Below are 18,237 nucleotides of genomic sequence, written 5' to 3' on the forward strand. Positions count from 1 at the left end.
TCGAACTACCGAACCACTGTCAAGAGGGGCGTGCTGGATACAGAGCGCGAGTGTGGCATTGACTGAGGAGCGATCAACACGGAAGGTCAAACGCTCAGTACAGCGAATATACGTAGCAGGCTATTCAGATACTATCAAGGCGAAAAAAGAGGGACCTGTACTATAGTTCATCTTCCATGTCGGCCACAAGTCGGACCATCGTCTCTAACTGCGGAAATCCTCGATACCGAACGGTGGAACTGCGTCCATCGTGCTCAATTATCCCCGCTTCTTCCAATTTTGGCAGTGTAACATGCTGGAGGGCGATGGCTGCCTGCTCCCGAGTGTCGATGGTATCGTCATGCTCGTAACTGTACGTGATGAGGGCTTCGTACGACGCCACAGTAGGCGTTGATTCCTGAAAGTAGTAGAGGACCGAGCGACACCGCTCATTTGCAAGCGCAGAACACACCTCACCAACTGCGATATCCTCGTGTGAGGGAGTGGACTCATCGTTATTGGTGGCAGGTGGCATACGACACGTACCAGTCTGAGGCGGGAGAGTGTGTATCTTGACCGGTCTGGTTATTTTTATACCACCTGCTCCCAGTCAGTCGGAATCGGCCACTGACGAGAGCAACACAGAGCGAAGTACCGTCTCGTTGCCCCGACGAATGCGGTCTGACAGTGCCTGCTTCGAGAGCCGAAGCTCGTCCGCCAATTCGTCGAGGGAGGTTTCACGTGGCGTGCCGAAATAGCCCCATTGGAGGGCGAGGACGAGCGCTTCGCGTTGTTTCTGCGAGAGGTTGAACTGATGGCCACTATCGGTCGTTTCTCGTAACGTGTAGGTACGCTCGATGATGAGTTGGAAGTCGTGGGTGGTGCAGTAGTTATGAAATTGTGAGAGGGCATCGTGATTGGTAAAGCGAAGTCGAAACTCCCACGTGTCACCCCCGTGCGCTTCGAGGACGATTGCGTTCGTCCGTGCAATCCCTTCCGTGAGGTCGCCCTCGCGGGGTTCGTTCCATTCGACCCGGTACAGGCCGCTGTCCTCGATCCTGTCGAGAGTGTGGAGTTCTTTGACGTAAGGACTGTCCCGTACCTTCGTTTCGAACGCGTTGAAGCCGGTTCCGGTCGCCCACAGGAACGGCATCTCCATTGACCCTGTCGGGACAATTCGCTCAAGTTCGATGTGCATCTTCGGTGGCCCCGACAGCACCCTGCCGAGTGTAAACGCCTCTGCCTCAATTGTGAACTCTACGATGACGCTCATTACCGTGACTATACACGCGCTACACGCGTATGGATTCTCCTGTTTTTGTGGAGAGTTCTAATCCGGAAATGCTCGATAAGTACGTGTAGTGAGTGGTTAGTTCACCTGTTTCGGCGTGAAAGCAAATGAAGTTGTCGTGCTGAACTCATTCTCTGTATGCATCAGCCCCGAACTGACAGTGTCACGATAGTCTGCTGAACTGGTGCTGTATACAGAGAATGAGTTCAGCAAGTTAACCGTGTTTATTCCGAGCGGCCTGTGCTGAATAGGATAGTCGGTGGGCTTGCGAACTGACCAGAGAAAGAGGTTAGTTGACCGCTGGATTCACAGTAGTCCTCATCGTTCGATCCGTGCCAGATTCAAGGTGATGGAACACGGTACTCAAATAGATGTTTTAGTTAAGCCAAGGTATATGCGAGTGGTTAGCAAAGCATCAATATGAATCGACGCTCGTTGCTTCGGGGGATTGAGCTCGCCGCTGTCGGTAGTATTTCTGGTTGTCTTTCACAAGCCAAAGACGATTCGAACGGGCATACACTGGAAAACGAACCTGAAGCACTAAGCGAAGAGGGTGAGTGCGAATATCCGGAAGCTTCCCTGAAAATGCATGAGCCTGTTCGTGAAACCCGGACAAACTCATCGGTGGTGAATTATTTCGAACTTCATGAATTATCAAAAACACTTTTTGATTTTTATGTTTCCAGAGGAAGTGCCGTCGCTTGTGGAGACGCGAAGCATTTTCGCAAAATGTTCCGGGACCTAACAGATATTGGAGAATATCCTTCCCCCAATGATTCGAACTCTCGCTACTCTACACTATATATTCGTTCAAGTATTGGTTATTTCGAATTAGATGAGTTTATACTGTATGATCAGGTTTTGAGATGAAGCCTCATTAGTGAAATCCTATACTGAGCGTTCGTCCTCTGGGTTGATAACGCACTACCGATTGCCACATTCGCGCTTTGAATTTAGCAGACACTGGACAAGCTACCGAATCGTTGTCAAGAGAAGCATGCAGATACAGAGGGTAGATCCATCAGATTTTGAGGGGAACGGTTATACTCTGACGAAGCAAAGAAGGAGAGTATTAGGTGATATTCGTTGGTCAAATCGAAAGCAATTTTTCGAAAAGGAGTGGACGTCTCTGTCCATGACGACCAGGTTCTGTCTCTGACCCGTTGGGTCGCACGCTTCATAATCCCGTTTTTGGCCGCGGCGTTTCTAGTTCTGTACGGACTGCCAGATCGGACGACCGAGTTCTTCGCGTGGACGATCCGTCCCGAGATGACGCCGATCATAATGGGTGCTGGCTACGGAGCAGGCGTGTATTTCTTCTACCGCGTTTCCACCGTCGACGCATGGCACAAAGTCGCCCCGGTCTTTCTCGGTATCGCCACATTCACCTGGGTGATGGCTATCGCCACCGTGCTTCACTGGGAAAAGTTCAACCACAGTCATCACACGTTCTACCTCTGGGTCTTTCTTTACGCAGTGACACCCCTACTTATTCCCACTATTTGGGTACTCAATCGTCGAACCGATTCTGGTGAGATAGCAGTAGATGCGATCTGTCTTCCACAAGCGGTACGAGTACTCGGAGGCAGTATCGGTGTTGTCCTCACAATCAGTGCCGTCGCTCTGTTTGTCACCCCCGAATTAATGATCGGTGCCTGGCCGTGGACGATCTCTCCCTTGACGGCGCGCATTTTGGCCGGATGGTTCGTGCTCTTTGGCGTCGTGAACGGCGTCGTCGTGCTCGATCCGCGCTGGAGTGCGGCCCGAATACTGATCCAAAGCCAGATACTCGGTTTCACGCTGGTACTAATCGGTGTCGCTCGCGTCTGGGATAACTTCGATCCGTCGAACATACTGACGTGGGGTATTGTCGGCTGGATGATGCTGTATCTGAGCGCCATACTCGTCCTGTATACCGGTATGGAAACGCGCTGAAACGCTCCCGGATGGGACTATCCCATGGTGCTGGAGACACGCTTTGAGTTCAGCAGACGTTGGACAAACTACCGAATCGCTGTCAAGAGAGCCGTGCAAGATATAGAGTGCATATGCAGCACGAAGAGGGTCCCTGCGCTCTGTCCGGAGTGAAGGAAACTGGGCGAGGTTATCGTTGTATTCGAGGATGACGCCGGGCAGGCAACCGGTGATGAGCGGGATTCCGTGCTCTATAGAGTCGAACTAGCCGAGAGTGGGAAGCGCGTGGATGTTCGGTGGCGTGATCTACGGCCAGAATAGCCCCATTCGTTATCCGAACAGTCTATCTTCAGACCCCTGCAACGCAGCTCGAGCCTCTTTCGGAGCCTTAAGTAACGCTATCTCGTAATACTGCTCGATAGAGAACCGGACTATGTCGTGGCGGACGCGTTCAGAAATGACTTGGTCCACTTCCTCCCATGGCAGTTCCATCAGTTCGTCGACCGTCATCTCCTCAGCATCTTCCATCCGCCGGTCGGCTTCCTTCTCAAAAGCATCTATAATTTCCTCTGCTTCCTTCGTGCTGATGTCGAAATCCTCGGGCTGGCTTATCTCCCCGATAATCTCCAGTACATCGCCCATCTCGACGTCAGTCTCCACATCTAACTCTTGAAGGAGTTTGTACTGGTGGCGCATCACACCTGCAATCGAATCGGCGTCTTGGTCCGGTGCCGGGAGGTGAGCGAGATGATACGCGAGCCCGGCAGCGCGTCGCGTTTTCGCGAACGTGTCGCGGTCAACCATCGACAGCACACCGGATGGAGGCGTGTTTACACGTGCATCCATGGCAGTTGTAGCTGGAATTAGTTCCTCAATCTTGTCGAGGTCTATTTTCCGGTCGTTTTGGACACGACGGCCAACGGAGCGTACGTCCGAGAGGTAATCTTGCAGTTCTCGGTGCCAGTCGTGGACTCGTTCTCTGCGACTGGAACGGCGGTCTCTCCACCAGTCGACAAGTTTTGATCCGCCGATTTTGACGGCGGCGAGAGCCACGCCGGCGACGGTGATTTCTCCCAGAGTGATGCCGAACGGGAGCGTCATTTATTCTGATAATTGTGGATGAAGTATATAAACTACTGCACACCTCGCTTCATCACTGTGCCCATATCCTCAAACCGAAGTGGATGGTTCTGTTGAAATCTTCAACAGTTGATGGGAATCGGCTGCTGAATACAGAGAATGAGTTCAGCACAACGGCTTCGTTTGTTTCACGCCAAACCCAGTGAACGGCTCGCTCAGTAGAAGTGCGAACTGAGCATACTTGATACTGCGTTTCGCTTGAAATCAGTCCTTTGAGTCAAGGAGCTGACCGTTGGTCGTCCGTCGATTCGGGCTGTAACTGGCGGACGAGGTTCAAATGCATCAAGTGAAGATGCATTCCAATTCCGTACAGAATGGTCCCCAGTCCGACGAACGTAAGCGGCATAAGTATCGACTCGATCGCCTGTGAGGGACTGTCAAGATTTGCGGGAAGGACGACACCAACGGCTAACAGAAACGCAGTGAGGATGATTATCAATCCTATACGGACCGCGTGGGAGTATTTTCCGACCTGTTGGATTCGTCTTTCAATCTCCTCTCGGGAGGGGGCAGTCTCACGAGCCATAGCGTATGATTTCTAGCATCGTACAAAGTTATTCAAGCCGACAATACGCTGATGACGAAAAAAGGGTTTGTGGACGGGCAGAATTGGTTGCGGGTTCTACGTTGACGTCATTTCCCGACAGGAGTCGGCACACTCGCGAAGCACTTCAGCACACACCTGACAGTGTTCTTCATCGTGTTGTTCGCACTCGTCCGCACACTCTTCGCATGCACTAGCACAGGCTTCTGCAAGTTGCGTGCTGTAGTTCGAGTTCCGTGCCATGAAGCGTGCGTGCAGCGTCGTGAGATCGGCGACATCCCGACAGAGACGAAGGCACTTGGCCATTCCTTCGCCTTCACCAGCACATTCATCAGCGCACCATTCACACGCTTGAGCGGCTTCGAGACAGTTGTCAATGCACTCTCCCATCTGGTCGTTCACGTGGTCGATTTGAGTTAAAGCCATCACTCACAGTACCAGCACTCTACGGCGTAAAACCAGGGCTGGAATAGGCAACCGTTCACTGAATACCCTGTACTGAGCGCTCACCACTTCGGAGATCGAACTAAATTTCGTGCTGTATTTGCGCTCTGTATGCAGCAGAGGTTACAAGAATCGTGAGTGGGCTGTTAGTTATCAGTGATGTGCTTGCCGGAGTGCATCGGCGGTCGCTGTTCCGGAAATTCGAATGTATTTCTGGGCAGTGGCGAGATCGCTCCATCCCATCAATGCCTGTAGTGGGACTGGCGCCACTCCCTGATAGGCGTGATAGCTCGCAGCCGTTGCTCGCAAACAGTGTGGGTAAACACGCCCTCGAAGATCGGCAGCCTTGGCAGCTTCGTTCACCCGCCTGTTGATCGTCGAGCGCGAGTGTGGAAACGAATCGTATCGATTGGCGAAGCGTTCGATGCATAATTCGAGACGCAAAGACAGGTCGAAGGGGATCGCCCGCGCGGAGGAGACCGTCTTTGGGTGCCACCGGGCCTCTACTGCCTCGTCCTCGGTGAGGTCGTCACAGTGACTCGCTTCCTGAGCTGCTTGACGACGACAGTACCCACAGGCACACGGCTCGTGCTGTGGAATCTGGAGAAGCTTCCGATCCCAGTCGATCCACGTGGTCTGGAGATGTGAAATCTCGCCCCCACGCAGCCCAAGCCGACCTGCGACCAAACAGATGAATCGCGCCTGGAAATCACGGGGACTGGGTAACTCCGAACAGGCTTCGAGTAACAATTCAAACTCTCGGTCGGTGAGGACGTCTTCGTGAGAATGTCGTGTCGTCAATGCTCGTCGATGTCGTTTCGCCCACGTTGATGACTCAGATTGATGCTGTGCCATTACAGCCGGAGGTGTGCGCGGTTCCCAGAGAAACTATCCAAAACTGAGATTGTTCGACAGTGCTGAATATAGAGGATGGATGCAGCAAACCGCCATAGTTTATTTCAAGTGGTTCGTGCTGAAGCTGCCGATCAGTAGACCTGCGTACTGGTCGCCAATCATCCTATCCGGTAGCCGTGATGTCTGTAGCTCCGTGCTATCAGTGAGCAGTGGAACAAGGGACGGAACGCCAGTAATTCTACCATGATTATTTCCCATGACACCCTGTAGCAGTCACTGTGTCTGAATCAGAGAATATCTCGTCAGTGGATTCGGTGACCGACCGCCTGATGCGGTGGATATTACTTACCGGTGATCGATTCCGAATCACCGTCGCTATCACTGGGTTGGTTTTCGCCATTTTTCTTCTGTTCGGGTTCACCGGATTCATTTCGCTATCCGTCTCGGAACGGGCTGTCTGGTTTCTCAGCGGGACGATGAGCGGTCTCCTCACGCTCATCGCCATCGCCGTTGGTCTCAATCAGATCGTTCTCTCGCAGGAATTGGGCTCGCTCGATGATCTGTACGACCGGACGAAGGGAACGTTCGATATCCATCAGCAAATTGCGGACACCACGAACGTCTCCGTGAGTTCACCACAGGCGTCGGAATTTTTCCTGCAATTTTCAAACGCCATCAACGACCGAGCGGGGGGAGCTCGAAGCGGCGGGTGAGAAAGCCACCAACGAACAACTGCAAGAGGAGATCAGAGACTATACCGAAACACTCACCGAACAGACCGACAACATTAGCGTCGATCTCGAAGACCTCGGTTTCGAGCTGACCGATACACTGATCGTCCTGCTTGATTATCACGATTCGTGGCAACTCCACACGGCGCGTCGTCTCGATGCCACGTACCAGAATGAGCTTTCGGAGACCGCGATCGAGGCGCTCGACGAATTAAAGGATCTCTTCTTGGAAGCTCGACGCCGCGCGCGATTATATCAAATCGTTGTGGATACAGCGAGAACTCGCAGAACTGTCGCGAATGATGCTGTACACCGGACTTCCGGCGGTCACCGTCACCGCACTCGGCATCTTTATCGCCCCAAAAATACCCGGTTTCACGATTGCACGCCCGATCATTGTCGTCCTCCTCAGCGCGACTGTCGCTGTCTCGCTTGTACCGCTTTCGGTCCTTCTCGCGTACGTGGTACGTATTGCGCTCATCGCCCAGCGAACGGCAGCGTTCGGCCCCTTCATCCCGGAAGACGAACAGCAGCGAATCAGCGGTCAGGTCATGACGGAATCACAGAAATCGGACGAGTAATACCGTAAGGTGTGGACAGCGATTATTGACTGAAGTGTTTTGATTTCTCGACGAACATATGTCGCCATGGACACAATAGAATCGGGAATTCTCGGTGTACAGGTGACGCTTGTAGGGTTGTTTCTGGTCGTGTTCTTCGAGGGAGTGTATCCGTATCCGCTGGTGGGTCTTCTGTTCGGACTGGTGGGTACCGCTGTCGTGCTGACAGGAATGTTTTCCGGGACGGAGAGTTGATACCTTTCTCCACTGGACTGAACGCTGTGTACTTCGTCTGTACTGCGATCGTCGCCTTCGTAAATTAAGTCGAATCTCGTGCAACATTCGCGCCCTGAGTTCAGCAAGACCTGATCGAACTACCGAACCACTGTCAGTAGTGGCGTGCTGCATACAGAGGATGAGTTTAGCACGGCACCCTCATTTATTTCACATGTGTGGGCCGAAACCAACCGCTACATGCGAATGCTTACTGCGCACATTCAATCTCGGGATCTCAGTACTTTCCTATTTTGATAGAGTCTGACGGATACGTTCTACTATTTTTTCCTCATCAGTCATTTCGACTGTTTCTGTCCCGCCATCCCCCATCTTTTCTCTCGAGTCCCAATCATCGTCTTCCCCCTCTTCGTTCATTTCGCCAGTCGCCTCACCGCCTTCTCCGAACATCCCGCCTACTTCTTCACGAGGTTCGTCGACCATCTCATCACCCTCTTCACGGTCTTCGACCATCTCATCACCCTCTTCACGGTCTTCGACCATCTCATCACCCTCTTCACGAGGTTCGTCGACCATCTCACCACCCTCTTCAAGCATCTCGCCGGTTTCTTCACTACGTTCTTCGACCATCTCGCCGGCCTCTTCACCACCCTCTTCGACCATCTCGCCCGCCTCTTTACCCCGTTCTTCGACCATCTCACCGGCCTCTTCACCGCGTTCTTCGACCATCTCACCCGTCTCTTCACTACGTTCTTCGAGCATTTCACCGGCTTCTTCGACCATCTCGCCGGCCTCTTCACCGCGTTTTTCGACCATCTCACCTGCCTCTTCGAGCACCTCGCCGGCCTGTTCACCGCGTTCTTCGACCATCTCGCCGAACTGTTTGCTTCCCTCTTCGGGCTGATCGCTGAATCCCTCGCTGGACTCTCTGATTCGATTGGCGACGTTCTCCGTCGTCGCCTCCGTCTTTTGTGCTACTTTTTGACCACTCTGCTGGACTTGATCGGCCGCGCCTTGGGTCATCCCCCACGTCCGACCTTTGATCGTGGCAGTGACTCCATGGCCCTGTTTCGAGGAATCGTCGCCCTCAGAACTGAACTTTTCTTTCACTGGACCAACCCAATCTCGGAGCACGTACCCAAGGCCGATGAGAGTGACTGCATCAATTAGCCGGGGACGAGATCTCCCCTCCTCAGTGGTCTTTCTCTCCTCATCGCTCGTCGCTCGCTCTTCGTGTCTGGGCGTCCCGCCGTGTGGGGACGGCATATCTGGCTTTCTTGACATCAAACAATAGCATAGCTCCTATAGACAGTACGCTTTGCCCGGAAGATGCAAGTGAAAAACAGCGGCTAAATTGCTATCCTTCAAACAGTATGTAACGGATAAGAGAGGGTATGGGTCGCATACAAGAAAGAAACACGTGTGTTCATTTACGTGTGTTCATTTCTGGTAGAAGATTGTCTGATCTGAACAGGGGATCGATCTACCGCTGGTTGGCCAATTAGTGAGCAGTACACGCTATGCACCGAGCATTCACTCTCCCCCACTGATTGCCTCTCAGCTCGTGCCACATTCGCGCTGTGTATTCAGCATTGTCTGAACGTCTTACCAGAATACAGTCAGGACCGTCGTGCGAGATACAGAGGATGGATGCAGCACAGCGAATTCGTTTGTTTCACAATCCCAGACCGGAATCAACCGATACATACGGCTGCATATTTACCGCATCGAAGAAATGGTCAATCGGTTTCGTTCCGTTCCGACTACCTGGTCACCCTGTTAGCCGCATGATCCAAACCAGGGGTTCGGCGCATTGAGTCGGTGTATTTGCTGACTCCGGCAGAAGACACAAACTGATGCGTCAGTTACGCTGGATGTGGTTAGTGAAGAAATCGATAACGTCGATAAGGGAATCCTCTATCTGCTCCAACAGGATGCCCGAGGAAACACGGTTACCGAGATTGGCGAGAAAATCGGTGTTTCCTCCAGTACAGTCGCCAACCGGATCAATCGCCTCGAAGAACATGGTGTCATCCTCGGCTACCATCCCATCGTCAAGTACAGAGAAACCGGGCTGGGCCACCACCTGCTCGTGACTGCGACGATCCCGCTTACAGACCGAGAGGAACTGTTAGATGATATTATGGAAGTCTCCGGGGTCGTAAGCATCCGTGAGTTATTGACGAATGACGAGAACTTGTCATTAGAATTGGTCGGTCATACCCAAGAAGACCTTGAGGAGAGCATCAAAGACCTGGACAAGCTCGGTGTGCATATCGAACGGATGGAGATCATGAAACAAGAACGATCCAATCCATACAATCACTTTGGGAAGGAGTTCGCAGACGAGGAAACCGATGGCTGATTTCCAGACTGGTTTAAGCCCCTCTGGAAATTATTTAACTCCCGACAGGTTCAAGAAGGTCGCTGGCCTACATGGGTTGTGAACAAAATCCAGACCGAAATAGCCGAGGAGAGGTGTGTTAGTCAGGCTGTGGTTGAAGCAGTTGCCGAAGCGGAAGGCGTTCGCCCTATAGAACTCACTCCCCCATTGTACGAGGTCATTGATCCCGATGCCTTAGACCACATTTTTGACGATTCCCTGACCATTGGGAAGGTGACATTCAACTATAACAGTTGTGAGGTCAATGTATTCTCTGACGAGTATGTAGCCGTCGAGAAGCACGACGGATCGTCTCTTCCGTCATCCGATCAAAACATCCCCTGTACTGATTGATCAGGACCTTCCGTGGATCGGCCCTCAGCTCGTGCAATATTCGCGCCATCTATTCAGCATAACATTTGGTAATTATCACTATTTGGGAATTTTAACAAGGCCGCTGGAGAAGGTGTTTGGGTAAGTCAGGTGGAGATAGTTTGTGGGGTAAAGGACCTAGACAGGACTATCCCAAGTGATACTCCAGCTATCAATTGAGTCCGCGTCCACCTGTCGAGTTGCCAGGTCGTTCACTCTTGGTTACACCTCTTTCAGGTAGGCTCGGCGCTGTTCTAACTTCACGTCCTCCGACCGTTTGTCGTAGTGCTTATCCAGCACGTTGCGGCTCACATTCATCCGATCACCGACCACCTCAACGGGAACATCCTGCGTGAGATAGTGTGTAATACTACCCCGTCGAATTGCGTGGGGACTTACCGCCTCAGGGCACTTCCGATTGTCAGTCCCGGTACAATCCGGACAGGGGTCGTTGCGAAAGCATGGAGCCGTCGTACGGTACACCACTCCCCGGAGAGTTGACCGGTGCATCCTGCCCATTGCCGTGGTGAACAGCGGCTCTCTACCGTGCTTATCCACCTTGTCGATCCGGCCGTTTTCGATATAGTCCTCCAGGAGGGTGGCCAATTCCATCGTAATCGCAATCGGCCGTTCTCCACTCGCTCCGTTTTTCAGGACCGTCCCGGTGTCTGGACGATGGACGAGTTGTATCCACTCCCCATCTATATTGATATCCTGCACGTCCAGCGAGTTGGCCGCCCCCAAGCGGATTCCAGTTTCCCATAAGACGGCCACTACGGCGTGCTCAAGCGAAGCGTAGTTGAACGTGGAGAGGTGATCAAGGATCGCCTCCGCGGTCTCCGTGTCCAGCGTCTCATCGCGACGGGACTCTTCGGTACTGACTCGCGGGATCATCACCTTCTGATACAGGTCTGCGGGCACGGCTTCGATCGACCCACACCACTTGAGAAAGACCCTGAGAGTCGACATCTGCTGGTTGAGTGTAATCTTCGCCAGATCACCATCGTCTTGCCTCCAGAGGCGATATTCCTGTATGTTCCGGCCCGTCAGGTGGTTCAGATTAACTATGTCGTTCGCTTCACACCAGCGAATGAAATGGTTGGTCCGATATCGGTGTGCCTGGAGGGTCTTCGTGGCTACCTCGGTCGCTTTGTGTTTCAGGTACAGTGCTTGGGCGTCTCGCGGCTCGATCGGATCTAGCGGTGATTGGTTCGTTGGCATTGATCTCACGAAATCCGTGAGAAGACCTTTGGCGCGCGGAACTCGCTATTGAAGAAATCGTACGCAAAGTGGGTGTGTTCTGCCCCAACCCACTCGCTTCACGCTCGCGAAACAGCAGACGTGAGCCGGTTGTATTTAAACACCCAGCGTAACGCTGTCCCACGTTCGTGAAGTAAACTGGTTGTGATCCGTGCCGTCTTGCGATTGTGACGAAATAGGACAAGGAGATAACACTTTCTACCGTTTAACCGTATCGCCGTCTTTGCTTTTCGGCAAGTCTGGCTAAGAGCAGTCCTTTCTCTACAAATCATACCTGTCTACGTCTGTTCTCGCCTGTTGATTCCGGAATGGGCGAGATCCAATCCAGACATTAACTCTACCAAAATAGATTCACTGGTTGGCTTGGACCGAAAGTATTTCCTGACGGCTATCGAAACGTGGGGTCAAGATGAAGATTGAACTCCCTGATGGAGAGGTTGCGGAATTTGAAGATGTTGATTTTGACACAGTATCTGAGGAATGGAACGAATATGAATTAGAAGATGGTACTAGCCTAAAAGTGAAATTAGTGCTCCAAAAAGTAATGAGGGCAGAAGATAAATACACACCTGCTGGTGAACCAATATATCAAATATCATCACAAAATGTCGTTCGAACCTCAGATGTCCCTGACGAACTCATGGCAAATCAAGGTGATGAATAGAGATGTCTGCAACAAATAACAAGGAGTTCAATCTATCAAACAATGAGGGGACAGGGATAGATAGTGAAACCAATCAAATCTCCTCAGAATCACAATCCACCTCGTTTGAAATAGATCGTGCTCAATTTGCTCATGAGTTCTTTCTGAATCAAATCATGGCAATAGAAGAGGTTACACAGATTTATCAAAGATTTAATCCCTACGAAGGGATTGCTGAGTATTGGATCATGCTTGAAAGGGAAAACCGCGACGTGAGGAGAAACATCTACAGCGTTGAGTACGACCTTTTAGACCGATTCGGTGGTTTAGAATTGTTAACACACGTCGTTGTTCGAGATGATGTGGGGGACATTAATATAGCAGACGACGCAAAGGAAGTGTATAGCAATCTGGAATTCAATGCCGCTTGAACAACAACAACATAAATCAAAGGCAGAAGAGAACGAATTCATTGCTGGAGAACTGAATGAATCAGTCGAAATAGATGATATAAATGAATGGGTAGTTACCGTATATTTCTATAGCGCGCTTCATCACGTTGAGCGAAAATTAGCACAACAAAATATTGACTCAGGTAATCATGTTGAAAGAAATAGGAATATTAAGGACCACATATCGAGCCGTTCACTTTATCTAAATTATAAAGAATTGAAAGACTGGAGCGAACAGGCCCGGTACGATTGCTGGGAAGCAGATGACGATCACGTAACATGGTGCAAAGATAACCTCGAGATCATAAAATCTGAATTAGGGTTCTCTTCCTAACTCAAACAATTAGTTTCGCGGTGATATTCTCTACGCCTCTTTGCTTTTTCTCTACTTATTCATTTAACTTCCGTCTCGAGCGAACGAGTGAGCAAATTGCATACTCCTGACTGCCAGATTCGCTACCTGCTTCTCGAGACGCAACCATCGTAGTCACGGTTGCCACTCGGGCTGTCACCAGTGATTGATAGGATGTGAATCGTCTCTCAGCGGCTGGGAACGGTTACGAACATGTGCGTGAGAACGGCCATGGAACCGTTATCCAAATGACCGACAGGGAGATTCGAATGACGACACAGTCAGCTGACGAGATACCGTTCATGCAGCGGATATACGATCGAATATGGGTGCTCGCCATCCTCGCGTTCGCGTTTTTCCTGTTCGTGTACGTGATCTGGGGGGCAATCGACGTCTTTTCGGTTCCGCTGGGGTGAACCATGACGTCACCAATCAAACCGCCCGAGGGCAACTGGTGGGATCAAAAGATCAACCGACGCGAGACGGTCTGGCTCGGACTCGGCGGAATCTGGTCGATTATCCTGTTCGGCTGGATGAGCGTCTGGACACGAACGGGCGACCAGAATCCGACCGGCGAAACCTACGAGGTGTCGGCCGAGGAGTTCCGCGAGAAGATGGCCACCTACGAAGACGCGGCTGAAGAGACCGAGGACGGGCTCGTCCCCGACGGGACGGACGTGTACCTGGCTGGCATGCGATTCATGTGGGACGGCGCGCCAGTCGTCCTCGAGACCGGGGTGGAGTACGACATCCACCTCACCTCCTACGACGTCCAGCACGGGTTTTCGCTGCGGCCCGAAGCGAACCTGAGCAAGCAGATCAACCTGCAGGTGTTGCCGGGCTACGAGTGGGTCGTGCCGATGGAGTTCGACGAAACAGGTACCTACCACATCATCTGTAACGAGTTCTGCGGCCAGGGACACCGAACCATGCACGGTACGATCGTCGTTACGGAGGGGGTTTAGATGCTGGGTCTCTTCGACAACGACTACGGTCCCGACGGATTTCGAACGTGCCCGGTGACGGGGCTGCGGATCCATCGCTCCGCCGAAAACCCCACCAAGCTCTTCGCCCTGACGGCAATCGTCGCGCTGCTCGTGGGCGGCATCTTCGCCTTCACCGTGGCGATGACGCGCTGGGAGTTCGTCGGGTTGCTCGAGGCAGGCGACTTCTACACGCACCTGAGCATGCACGCGTGGAACCTCCTGATCTTCTGGATGATCTTCATGGAAATCGCTATCCTCTACGTGGGCGGGCCGATGGTTCTGGGTCGTCGACTGTCGATCCCGATCCTCGCCAAAGTCGGCTGGGCGACGATGGTACTCGGCGCGGTGGCGGTCAACTACGGCATCTGGACGACGAGCGCGCCGAACGAAGCGCCGTTGCTGACTGCGTACGTCCCCAACCCGTCAGAGCCGCTCTTCTACGCGGGTGTGATCGTCTTCCTGCTGGGGGCGACCGTCGCGGCCCTCCCGTTCTTCGCCACGCTCTGGGTCGAGAAGCGCGAGAACGCGGGTCATACGCTCCCGCTCGTGACGTTCGCGGCGTTCACCACCGCGGTCATCGCCGTCGAGGCGATCCTCGGCGGTCTCGCCGCGTTCAGCTACGCGTTCCTCTGGCGAATGGAGATCATCGCCTCGGTCGACGCCGTGATCTACCGTCAGCTGTACTGGATCGCCGGCCACGGGACCCAGCAGATCAACCTCGTGGCGATGATCGCCGTCTGGTACTTCCTGACCCACGTCGTCGGCGGAGCCGAGGTCGTCAGCGAGAAGGTCTCGCGAACGGCGTTCATCCTGTACCTGTTCTTCATCAACCTGGGGGCCGCTCACCACCTGCTGTCCGATCCCGCTGTTTCGACCGGGTGGCGTATCTTCAACACCTCCTACGCGTTCTACGGGGCGACGTTCGCCAGCCTGATTCACACCTTCGCGATTCCCGCAGGTATCGAGGCCGGACGACGCCGACGCGGACTGGGCGGCGGGCTATTCGGCTGGCTCACCGGCGCGCCCTGGCGCAACCCGATGTTCTCGGCGACAGTTTTCTCGATCATCCTGTTCGGGTTCCTCGGGGGAATCACCGGCGTCATCATGGGGCAACTCCAGCTCAACATGACGTGGCACAACACGCTCGCCACGGTCGGTCACTTCCACGCGACCGTCGTCCTTGGCACGACGCTCGCCTTCATGGGGCTGACGTACTTCGTCATCCGGACGCTGTTCATGCGCCAGTTCATCTCGCCGAAACTGGCCTCGCTCCAGCCGTACCTCTACTCGGGCGCAATGGCGATCGCGACGCTGATGCTGATGTACGTCGGGATCCTCTACGGTGTCCCCCGCCGGACGACCGAGGTCGTCGAGAACATCCCCGGGACCGAGTTCAGCCTGAGCGCGGCAGGACCGCTGTTCAACGTCTTCGGCGTGTTCGCCCTGCTGGCGATCGCCGGTGGCGTCCTGTTTCTGGTACTCGCCGTCGGCTCGGTTCTGTTCTGCAAGCGTATCGAACCCGGCGACAACGACGACATCACGCCCGACGGTGGACTCGCAGCCGACGGCGGTGAGTCCGTCCACCACTACGAGATGCGAGGGACGTTCGTCCTGTGTCTCGTCTTCCTGACGGCGTTCGTGATCACGTACCTCCTCAACTGGTACCTGCTCAGTCAACTCTGGAAAATCGGCCTGTAGCCGTTTCACCTGCCTTCGTCTCTCAACCACCGCCACAACACCACGACATCCAACAATGACCGACCGTACGTCTTCATCCGTATTCTCGTTCGCCAGCGGTCTGTGCAGACGGACCTGGAACGACGTCCTGAGCGTCTACTACGCCAACACCCCTATCTGGCGGGTGCTGAAGAGCGTCGGCCTGCTGTTTTTTGGCTTCTTCTGCTGGTCGTCCGCGAATCTGTTGCTCTCGTATCGCCCTTCCTGGTCGTTCCTGTATTTCGTCGCGGCCTACGGGTTCGCGCTCATCGTCTGGGGGCCGTTGACGCACCTCGTCCTGCTCCCGGGGGTTATCCGCCTCCGACGTACGGCGAATCACCCCCTGACGCGGACGGTCGCTCGCAAAGGATCGATGCTCAACCTTTCGGTATTCCTGACGATCGTCCTCGTCCTCGGGATGGCTCCGGTATCCCCCATGCTGCTCGACTTCGGGACGCTCGTCGACGACGGAACGGGAAGCCCGGACGTCGACCCCGACCTCGAGTGCACCGTCGTCGACGAACTCGTCGAGTGCTCGCTGTCGGATCCCTCGGGGATCGACCACGTTGTCGTCACGTCCGGACGGGAACACGTCAAAACTGTCGAGGAGCCTCCGTACGAATTCGAAATTCGACGGTCCGAACTCGAGACGGTCGTCGGTCAGAAGCAGTTCACCGTCGAACTTCGCGACGAGGATGGCGACACGCTACGGCGGTACAAACGGACGGTTCCGGCAGACGGCGAGTGACCGCCAGATCGGACTCCCGATGAACGCTCATTCGTCGCTCGTGAACGACACTCCACGGCGAATCGAACCGGCGGCGGGAGCGAGCTCAGCGACCAGGGTCGCCGCCAGTTCCTCGATGACGAGCCGCTGTGCCGCGGTCAGCGTCCCGCACTGCTCGAGCGTCCGGTGGGCGGTCGCAACCTGCTCGAGTTCCACCGCTTCGACGTACGCCCACCACTCCTCGGACGAACAGTCCGCCTCCGGAACCGATCGACCCTCGTCTGTTGACGCCATACCGACGAGAATGCGGAACGGCGGTCCAAACCATTTCGGCGAACGTGTTCGGCCTGGTATCAAGGTTCTATACCGTCCATCTCGTGAGGGGAACCAATGAGCACGGCGATCAAAGCCCGGTGGGCGCGTAGATTCGTCGCGATCGGCATCGTGTGGTTCGTGAGCTGGCAGCTCGCAACCGTCGCTGGCGCGGGTCGTCGCGTCGGGGTCGCGCTCGGGCTGTACGGCTTCGTCTTCCACGTCGTCTTCGGCAAGGGATACAGCCTGCTGCCGTCCTATTTCGATCGAACGCTCGCGTTCCCGAGGGCACCCGCCGTCCACCTGCCCCTGGCTGCCGTCGGCACGGTCTGTCTCGCACTCGGTGCGGCCTCGAGCGCCGGTATCGACCTCAGCATCGGTCCACTGTCCACGGCGACGGGTAAGACGCTGACCGGAATCGGCGCCTCCCTCTGGCTCGCGGGGTGTCTGGTCTTCGTCTCCACGATCGGGTGGACGATCCGTGACAACCTCTCGGGACGCGAAACCGGGACCGGAGACGCGAACGCCGACCGCCGGTGGGTCGATCGCTACGCGAACGCGTTCGTCCCCGTGGTTGCCCTCTACGTCTTCGCGGGGGCGACGATTCCCGTCCTAAAGTGGCTCGAGTTCGACCAGTCCCTCGTCGCGGGCGGGCCGCCGGTGACGCACCTCCTCACGGCAGGTGGGGCCGCCCTGTTGTTATTCGCCGTCGGGTTTCGGCTCCTCCCACGATTTCTGGTCGTCTCGCCCCGGACGTGGCTCGTCGCCCTCGTCCTACCGGCCGGCGCGCTCGGCCCGGTGCTCTTGGCGGGCGACTTCCTCGGCGACTCGCTCTTTCTCGTCGGCGCAGTGCTCGAGGCGACCGCCCTGATCGGATTCGCGTTCGCCTACGTCGACATGTTCTCCCGGAGCGACCGTCGTCGGGTGGGGTTCTACGCCGTCACCCTCGGCGTCCTCAGCGGGGCCGGCGTGGCCCTCCTCGGTCTGAGTTTCGCCACCGACTGGTTCGGCATCCCCGGCAACCCCTTCGACGCGCACTACCGGCTGGCGCTCGTCGGGTTGCTCGGCCTGTCCGTCGTCGGCGTGACCTACCAGTTTTACCCGCCGGCTGTCGCCTCGAGTTCCCTCGTCGACGATCGGACTGCCAGCCTCTCAATCGCGCTGCTCGCCGGCGGTCTCCTCGTCGAAGTCAGCGGCTTGCTCCGTTCGGCTCCAGTAGTCGAACGCGGTGGTCGCCTCGTCGTTCTCGCCGGATCGGTCGTGTACGCGACCGTCGTGTTCGCGGTGTTCCTCGAGCGGCGAGGGAAGTGACCGGCGGGCGGCCTCGTTCGCCACGAACATA

Annotated in this window: 25 protein-coding genes and 1 pseudogene; 17 read left to right on the plus strand and 9 right to left on the minus strand. The window is 54.8% G+C overall.

The features are described 5' to 3' along the window. Window positions 1-160: 160 nt before the first annotated feature. Window positions 161-514 (minus strand): DUF7344 domain-containing protein, encoded by a 354-nt coding sequence (locus AC6I65_RS08935; RefSeq protein ID WP_497901566.1) that lies wholly within the window; start codon window positions 512-514, stop codon window positions 161-163. Between the two features lie 75 nt (window positions 515-589). Then, a complete protein-coding gene (locus AC6I65_RS08940) occupies window positions 590-1,252 on the minus strand; it encodes a helix-turn-helix domain-containing protein (protein ID WP_497901567.1) in 663 nt (220 codons plus the stop codon). A 438-nt stretch (window positions 1,253-1,690) separates the two neighbouring features. Between AC6I65_RS08940 and AC6I65_RS08945 the strand changes: the two genes are divergently transcribed. From AC6I65_RS08945 to AC6I65_RS08955, 3 genes are all read left to right on the plus strand, one after another. Beyond that, window positions 1,691-2,140 carry a hypothetical protein gene (locus AC6I65_RS08945; protein ID WP_497901568.1) on the plus strand — a complete coding sequence of 150 codons (450 nt, stop codon included), beginning with the start codon at window positions 1,691-1,693 and terminating at the stop codon, window positions 2,138-2,140. Window positions 2,141-2,356: 216 nt separating this feature from the next. After that, complete coding sequence (locus AC6I65_RS08950; RefSeq protein ID WP_497901569.1) at window positions 2,357-3,205, plus strand: hypothetical protein; 849 nt, start codon at window positions 2,357-2,359, stop codon at window positions 3,203-3,205. A 159-nt stretch (window positions 3,206-3,364) separates the two neighbouring features. Continuing rightward, a complete protein-coding gene (locus tag AC6I65_RS08955) occupies window positions 3,365-3,505 on the plus strand; it encodes a DUF8139 family protein (protein ID WP_497903186.1) in 141 nt (46 codons plus the stop codon). 9 nt (window positions 3,506-3,514) lie between these two features. Here AC6I65_RS08955 and AC6I65_RS08960 read toward each other — a convergent pair whose 3' ends face one another. The 4 genes from AC6I65_RS08960 to AC6I65_RS08975 form a co-directional block, all read right to left on the minus strand. Further along, window positions 3,515-4,285 (minus strand): hypothetical protein, encoded by a 771-nt coding sequence (locus AC6I65_RS08960; RefSeq protein WP_497901570.1) that lies wholly within the window; start codon window positions 4,283-4,285, stop codon window positions 3,515-3,517. A gap of 256 nt (window positions 4,286-4,541) precedes the next feature. Beyond that, window positions 4,542-4,850, minus strand: a complete 309-nt coding sequence (locus tag AC6I65_RS08965; RefSeq protein ID WP_497901571.1) for a hypothetical protein — start codon at window positions 4,848-4,850, stop codon at window positions 4,542-4,544. Between the two features lie 96 nt (window positions 4,851-4,946). Then, complete coding sequence (locus AC6I65_RS08970; protein WP_497901572.1) at window positions 4,947-5,294, minus strand: four-helix bundle copper-binding protein; 348 nt, start codon at window positions 5,292-5,294, stop codon at window positions 4,947-4,949. Window positions 5,295-5,465: 171 nt separating this feature from the next. Further along, window positions 5,466-6,167, minus strand: coding sequence for a tyrosine-type recombinase/integrase (locus tag AC6I65_RS08975; RefSeq protein WP_497901573.1), 702 nt, complete (start codon window positions 6,165-6,167; stop codon window positions 5,466-5,468). A 314-nt stretch (window positions 6,168-6,481) separates the two neighbouring features. On the opposite strand from AC6I65_RS08975, the gene AC6I65_RS08980 reads away from it, so the two are divergent. The 4 genes and pseudogenes from AC6I65_RS08980 to AC6I65_RS08995 all read left to right on the plus strand — a co-directional run bounded on the left by AC6I65_RS08980 (window position 6,482) and on the right by AC6I65_RS08995 (window position 7,713). Next, a complete protein-coding gene (locus AC6I65_RS08980) occupies window positions 6,482-6,880 on the plus strand; it encodes a DUF7972 family membrane protein (protein ID WP_497903187.1) in 399 nt (132 codons plus the stop codon). A gap of 31 nt (window positions 6,881-6,911) precedes the next feature. Beyond that, window positions 6,912-7,061, plus strand: a pseudogene (locus AC6I65_RS08985) (DUF7972 family membrane protein); the annotation flags it as partial. Between the two features lie 100 nt (window positions 7,062-7,161). Next, window positions 7,162-7,479, plus strand: a complete 318-nt coding sequence (locus tag AC6I65_RS08990) for a DUF7972 family membrane protein (RefSeq protein ID WP_497901574.1) — start codon at window positions 7,162-7,164, stop codon at window positions 7,477-7,479. A gap of 66 nt (window positions 7,480-7,545) precedes the next feature. After that, window positions 7,546-7,713, plus strand: coding sequence for a hypothetical protein (locus AC6I65_RS08995; RefSeq protein ID WP_497901575.1), 168 nt, complete (start codon window positions 7,546-7,548; stop codon window positions 7,711-7,713). A 267-nt stretch (window positions 7,714-7,980) separates the two neighbouring features. Here AC6I65_RS08995 and AC6I65_RS09000 read toward each other — a convergent pair whose 3' ends face one another. After that, the gene (locus tag AC6I65_RS09000) at window positions 7,981-8,976 is read right to left on the minus strand and encodes a hypothetical protein (protein ID WP_497901576.1); all 996 of its coding nucleotides are present in this window, start codon (window positions 8,974-8,976) and stop codon (window positions 7,981-7,983) included. 592 nt (window positions 8,977-9,568) lie between these two features. Between AC6I65_RS09000 and AC6I65_RS09005 the strand changes: the two genes are divergently transcribed. Together AC6I65_RS09005 and AC6I65_RS09010 are read left to right on the plus strand one after the other, a co-directional pair. Beyond that, window positions 9,569-10,057: an Lrp/AsnC family transcriptional regulator gene (locus AC6I65_RS09005; RefSeq protein ID WP_497901577.1), complete on the plus strand. Its 489-nt coding sequence runs from the start codon at window positions 9,569-9,571 to the stop codon at window positions 10,055-10,057. Between the two features lie 78 nt (window positions 10,058-10,135). After that, complete coding sequence (locus AC6I65_RS09010; protein WP_497901578.1) at window positions 10,136-10,429, plus strand: HalOD1 output domain-containing protein; 294 nt, start codon at window positions 10,136-10,138, stop codon at window positions 10,427-10,429. Window positions 10,430-10,669: 240 nt separating this feature from the next. On the opposite strand, the gene AC6I65_RS09015 is transcribed toward AC6I65_RS09010, so the two are convergent. Further along, on the minus strand, window positions 10,670-11,668 hold the full coding sequence (locus AC6I65_RS09015; protein ID WP_497901579.1) for a tyrosine-type recombinase/integrase: 999 nt from the start codon (window positions 11,666-11,668) through the stop codon (window positions 10,670-10,672). A 448-nt stretch (window positions 11,669-12,116) separates the two neighbouring features. Between AC6I65_RS09015 and AC6I65_RS09020 the strand changes: the two genes are divergently transcribed. From AC6I65_RS09020 to AC6I65_RS09050, 7 genes are all read left to right on the plus strand, one after another. Then, window positions 12,117-12,371: a hypothetical protein gene (locus tag AC6I65_RS09020; RefSeq protein ID WP_497901580.1), complete on the plus strand. Its 255-nt coding sequence runs from the start codon at window positions 12,117-12,119 to the stop codon at window positions 12,369-12,371. Window positions 12,372-12,373: 2 nt separating this feature from the next. Further along, the gene (locus tag AC6I65_RS09025) at window positions 12,374-12,781 is read left to right on the plus strand and encodes a hypothetical protein (protein WP_497901581.1); all 408 of its coding nucleotides are present in this window, start codon (window positions 12,374-12,376) and stop codon (window positions 12,779-12,781) included. Further along, window positions 12,771-13,136: a hypothetical protein gene (locus AC6I65_RS09030; protein WP_497901582.1), complete on the plus strand. Its 366-nt coding sequence runs from the start codon at window positions 12,771-12,773 to the stop codon at window positions 13,134-13,136. The genes AC6I65_RS09025 and AC6I65_RS09030 overlap by 11 nt, the downstream gene beginning before the upstream one ends. 287 nt (window positions 13,137-13,423) lie before the next feature. Continuing rightward, entirely contained in the window at window positions 13,424-13,570 is a 147-nt protein-coding gene (locus AC6I65_RS09035; RefSeq protein ID WP_497901583.1) for a hypothetical protein, read from the plus strand. 3 nt (window positions 13,571-13,573) lie between these two features. Further along, complete coding sequence (locus AC6I65_RS09040; RefSeq protein ID WP_497901584.1) at window positions 13,574-14,119, plus strand: cupredoxin domain-containing protein; 546 nt, start codon at window positions 13,574-13,576, stop codon at window positions 14,117-14,119. Further along, on the plus strand, window positions 14,120-15,838 hold the full coding sequence (locus AC6I65_RS09045) for a cytochrome c oxidase subunit I (protein ID WP_497901585.1): 1,719 nt from the start codon (window positions 14,120-14,122) through the stop codon (window positions 15,836-15,838). A 55-nt stretch (window positions 15,839-15,893) separates the two neighbouring features. Further along, window positions 15,894-16,604 carry a hypothetical protein gene (locus AC6I65_RS09050; protein WP_497901586.1) on the plus strand — a complete coding sequence of 237 codons (711 nt, stop codon included), beginning with the start codon at window positions 15,894-15,896 and terminating at the stop codon, window positions 16,602-16,604. A gap of 27 nt (window positions 16,605-16,631) precedes the next feature. Here AC6I65_RS09050 and AC6I65_RS09055 read toward each other — a convergent pair whose 3' ends face one another. After that, window positions 16,632-16,877: a hypothetical protein gene (locus tag AC6I65_RS09055; protein WP_497901587.1), complete on the minus strand. Its 246-nt coding sequence runs from the start codon at window positions 16,875-16,877 to the stop codon at window positions 16,632-16,634. A gap of 96 nt (window positions 16,878-16,973) precedes the next feature. Here AC6I65_RS09055 and AC6I65_RS09060 point away from each other — a divergent pair, with 96 nt between their 5' ends. Further along, window positions 16,974-18,206: a hypothetical protein gene (locus tag AC6I65_RS09060; RefSeq protein ID WP_497901588.1), complete on the plus strand. Its 1,233-nt coding sequence runs from the start codon at window positions 16,974-16,976 to the stop codon at window positions 18,204-18,206. Window positions 18,207-18,237: the final 31 nt, after the last annotated feature.

This window comes from Natronosalvus sp. KLKA75 (assembly GCF_059736265.1).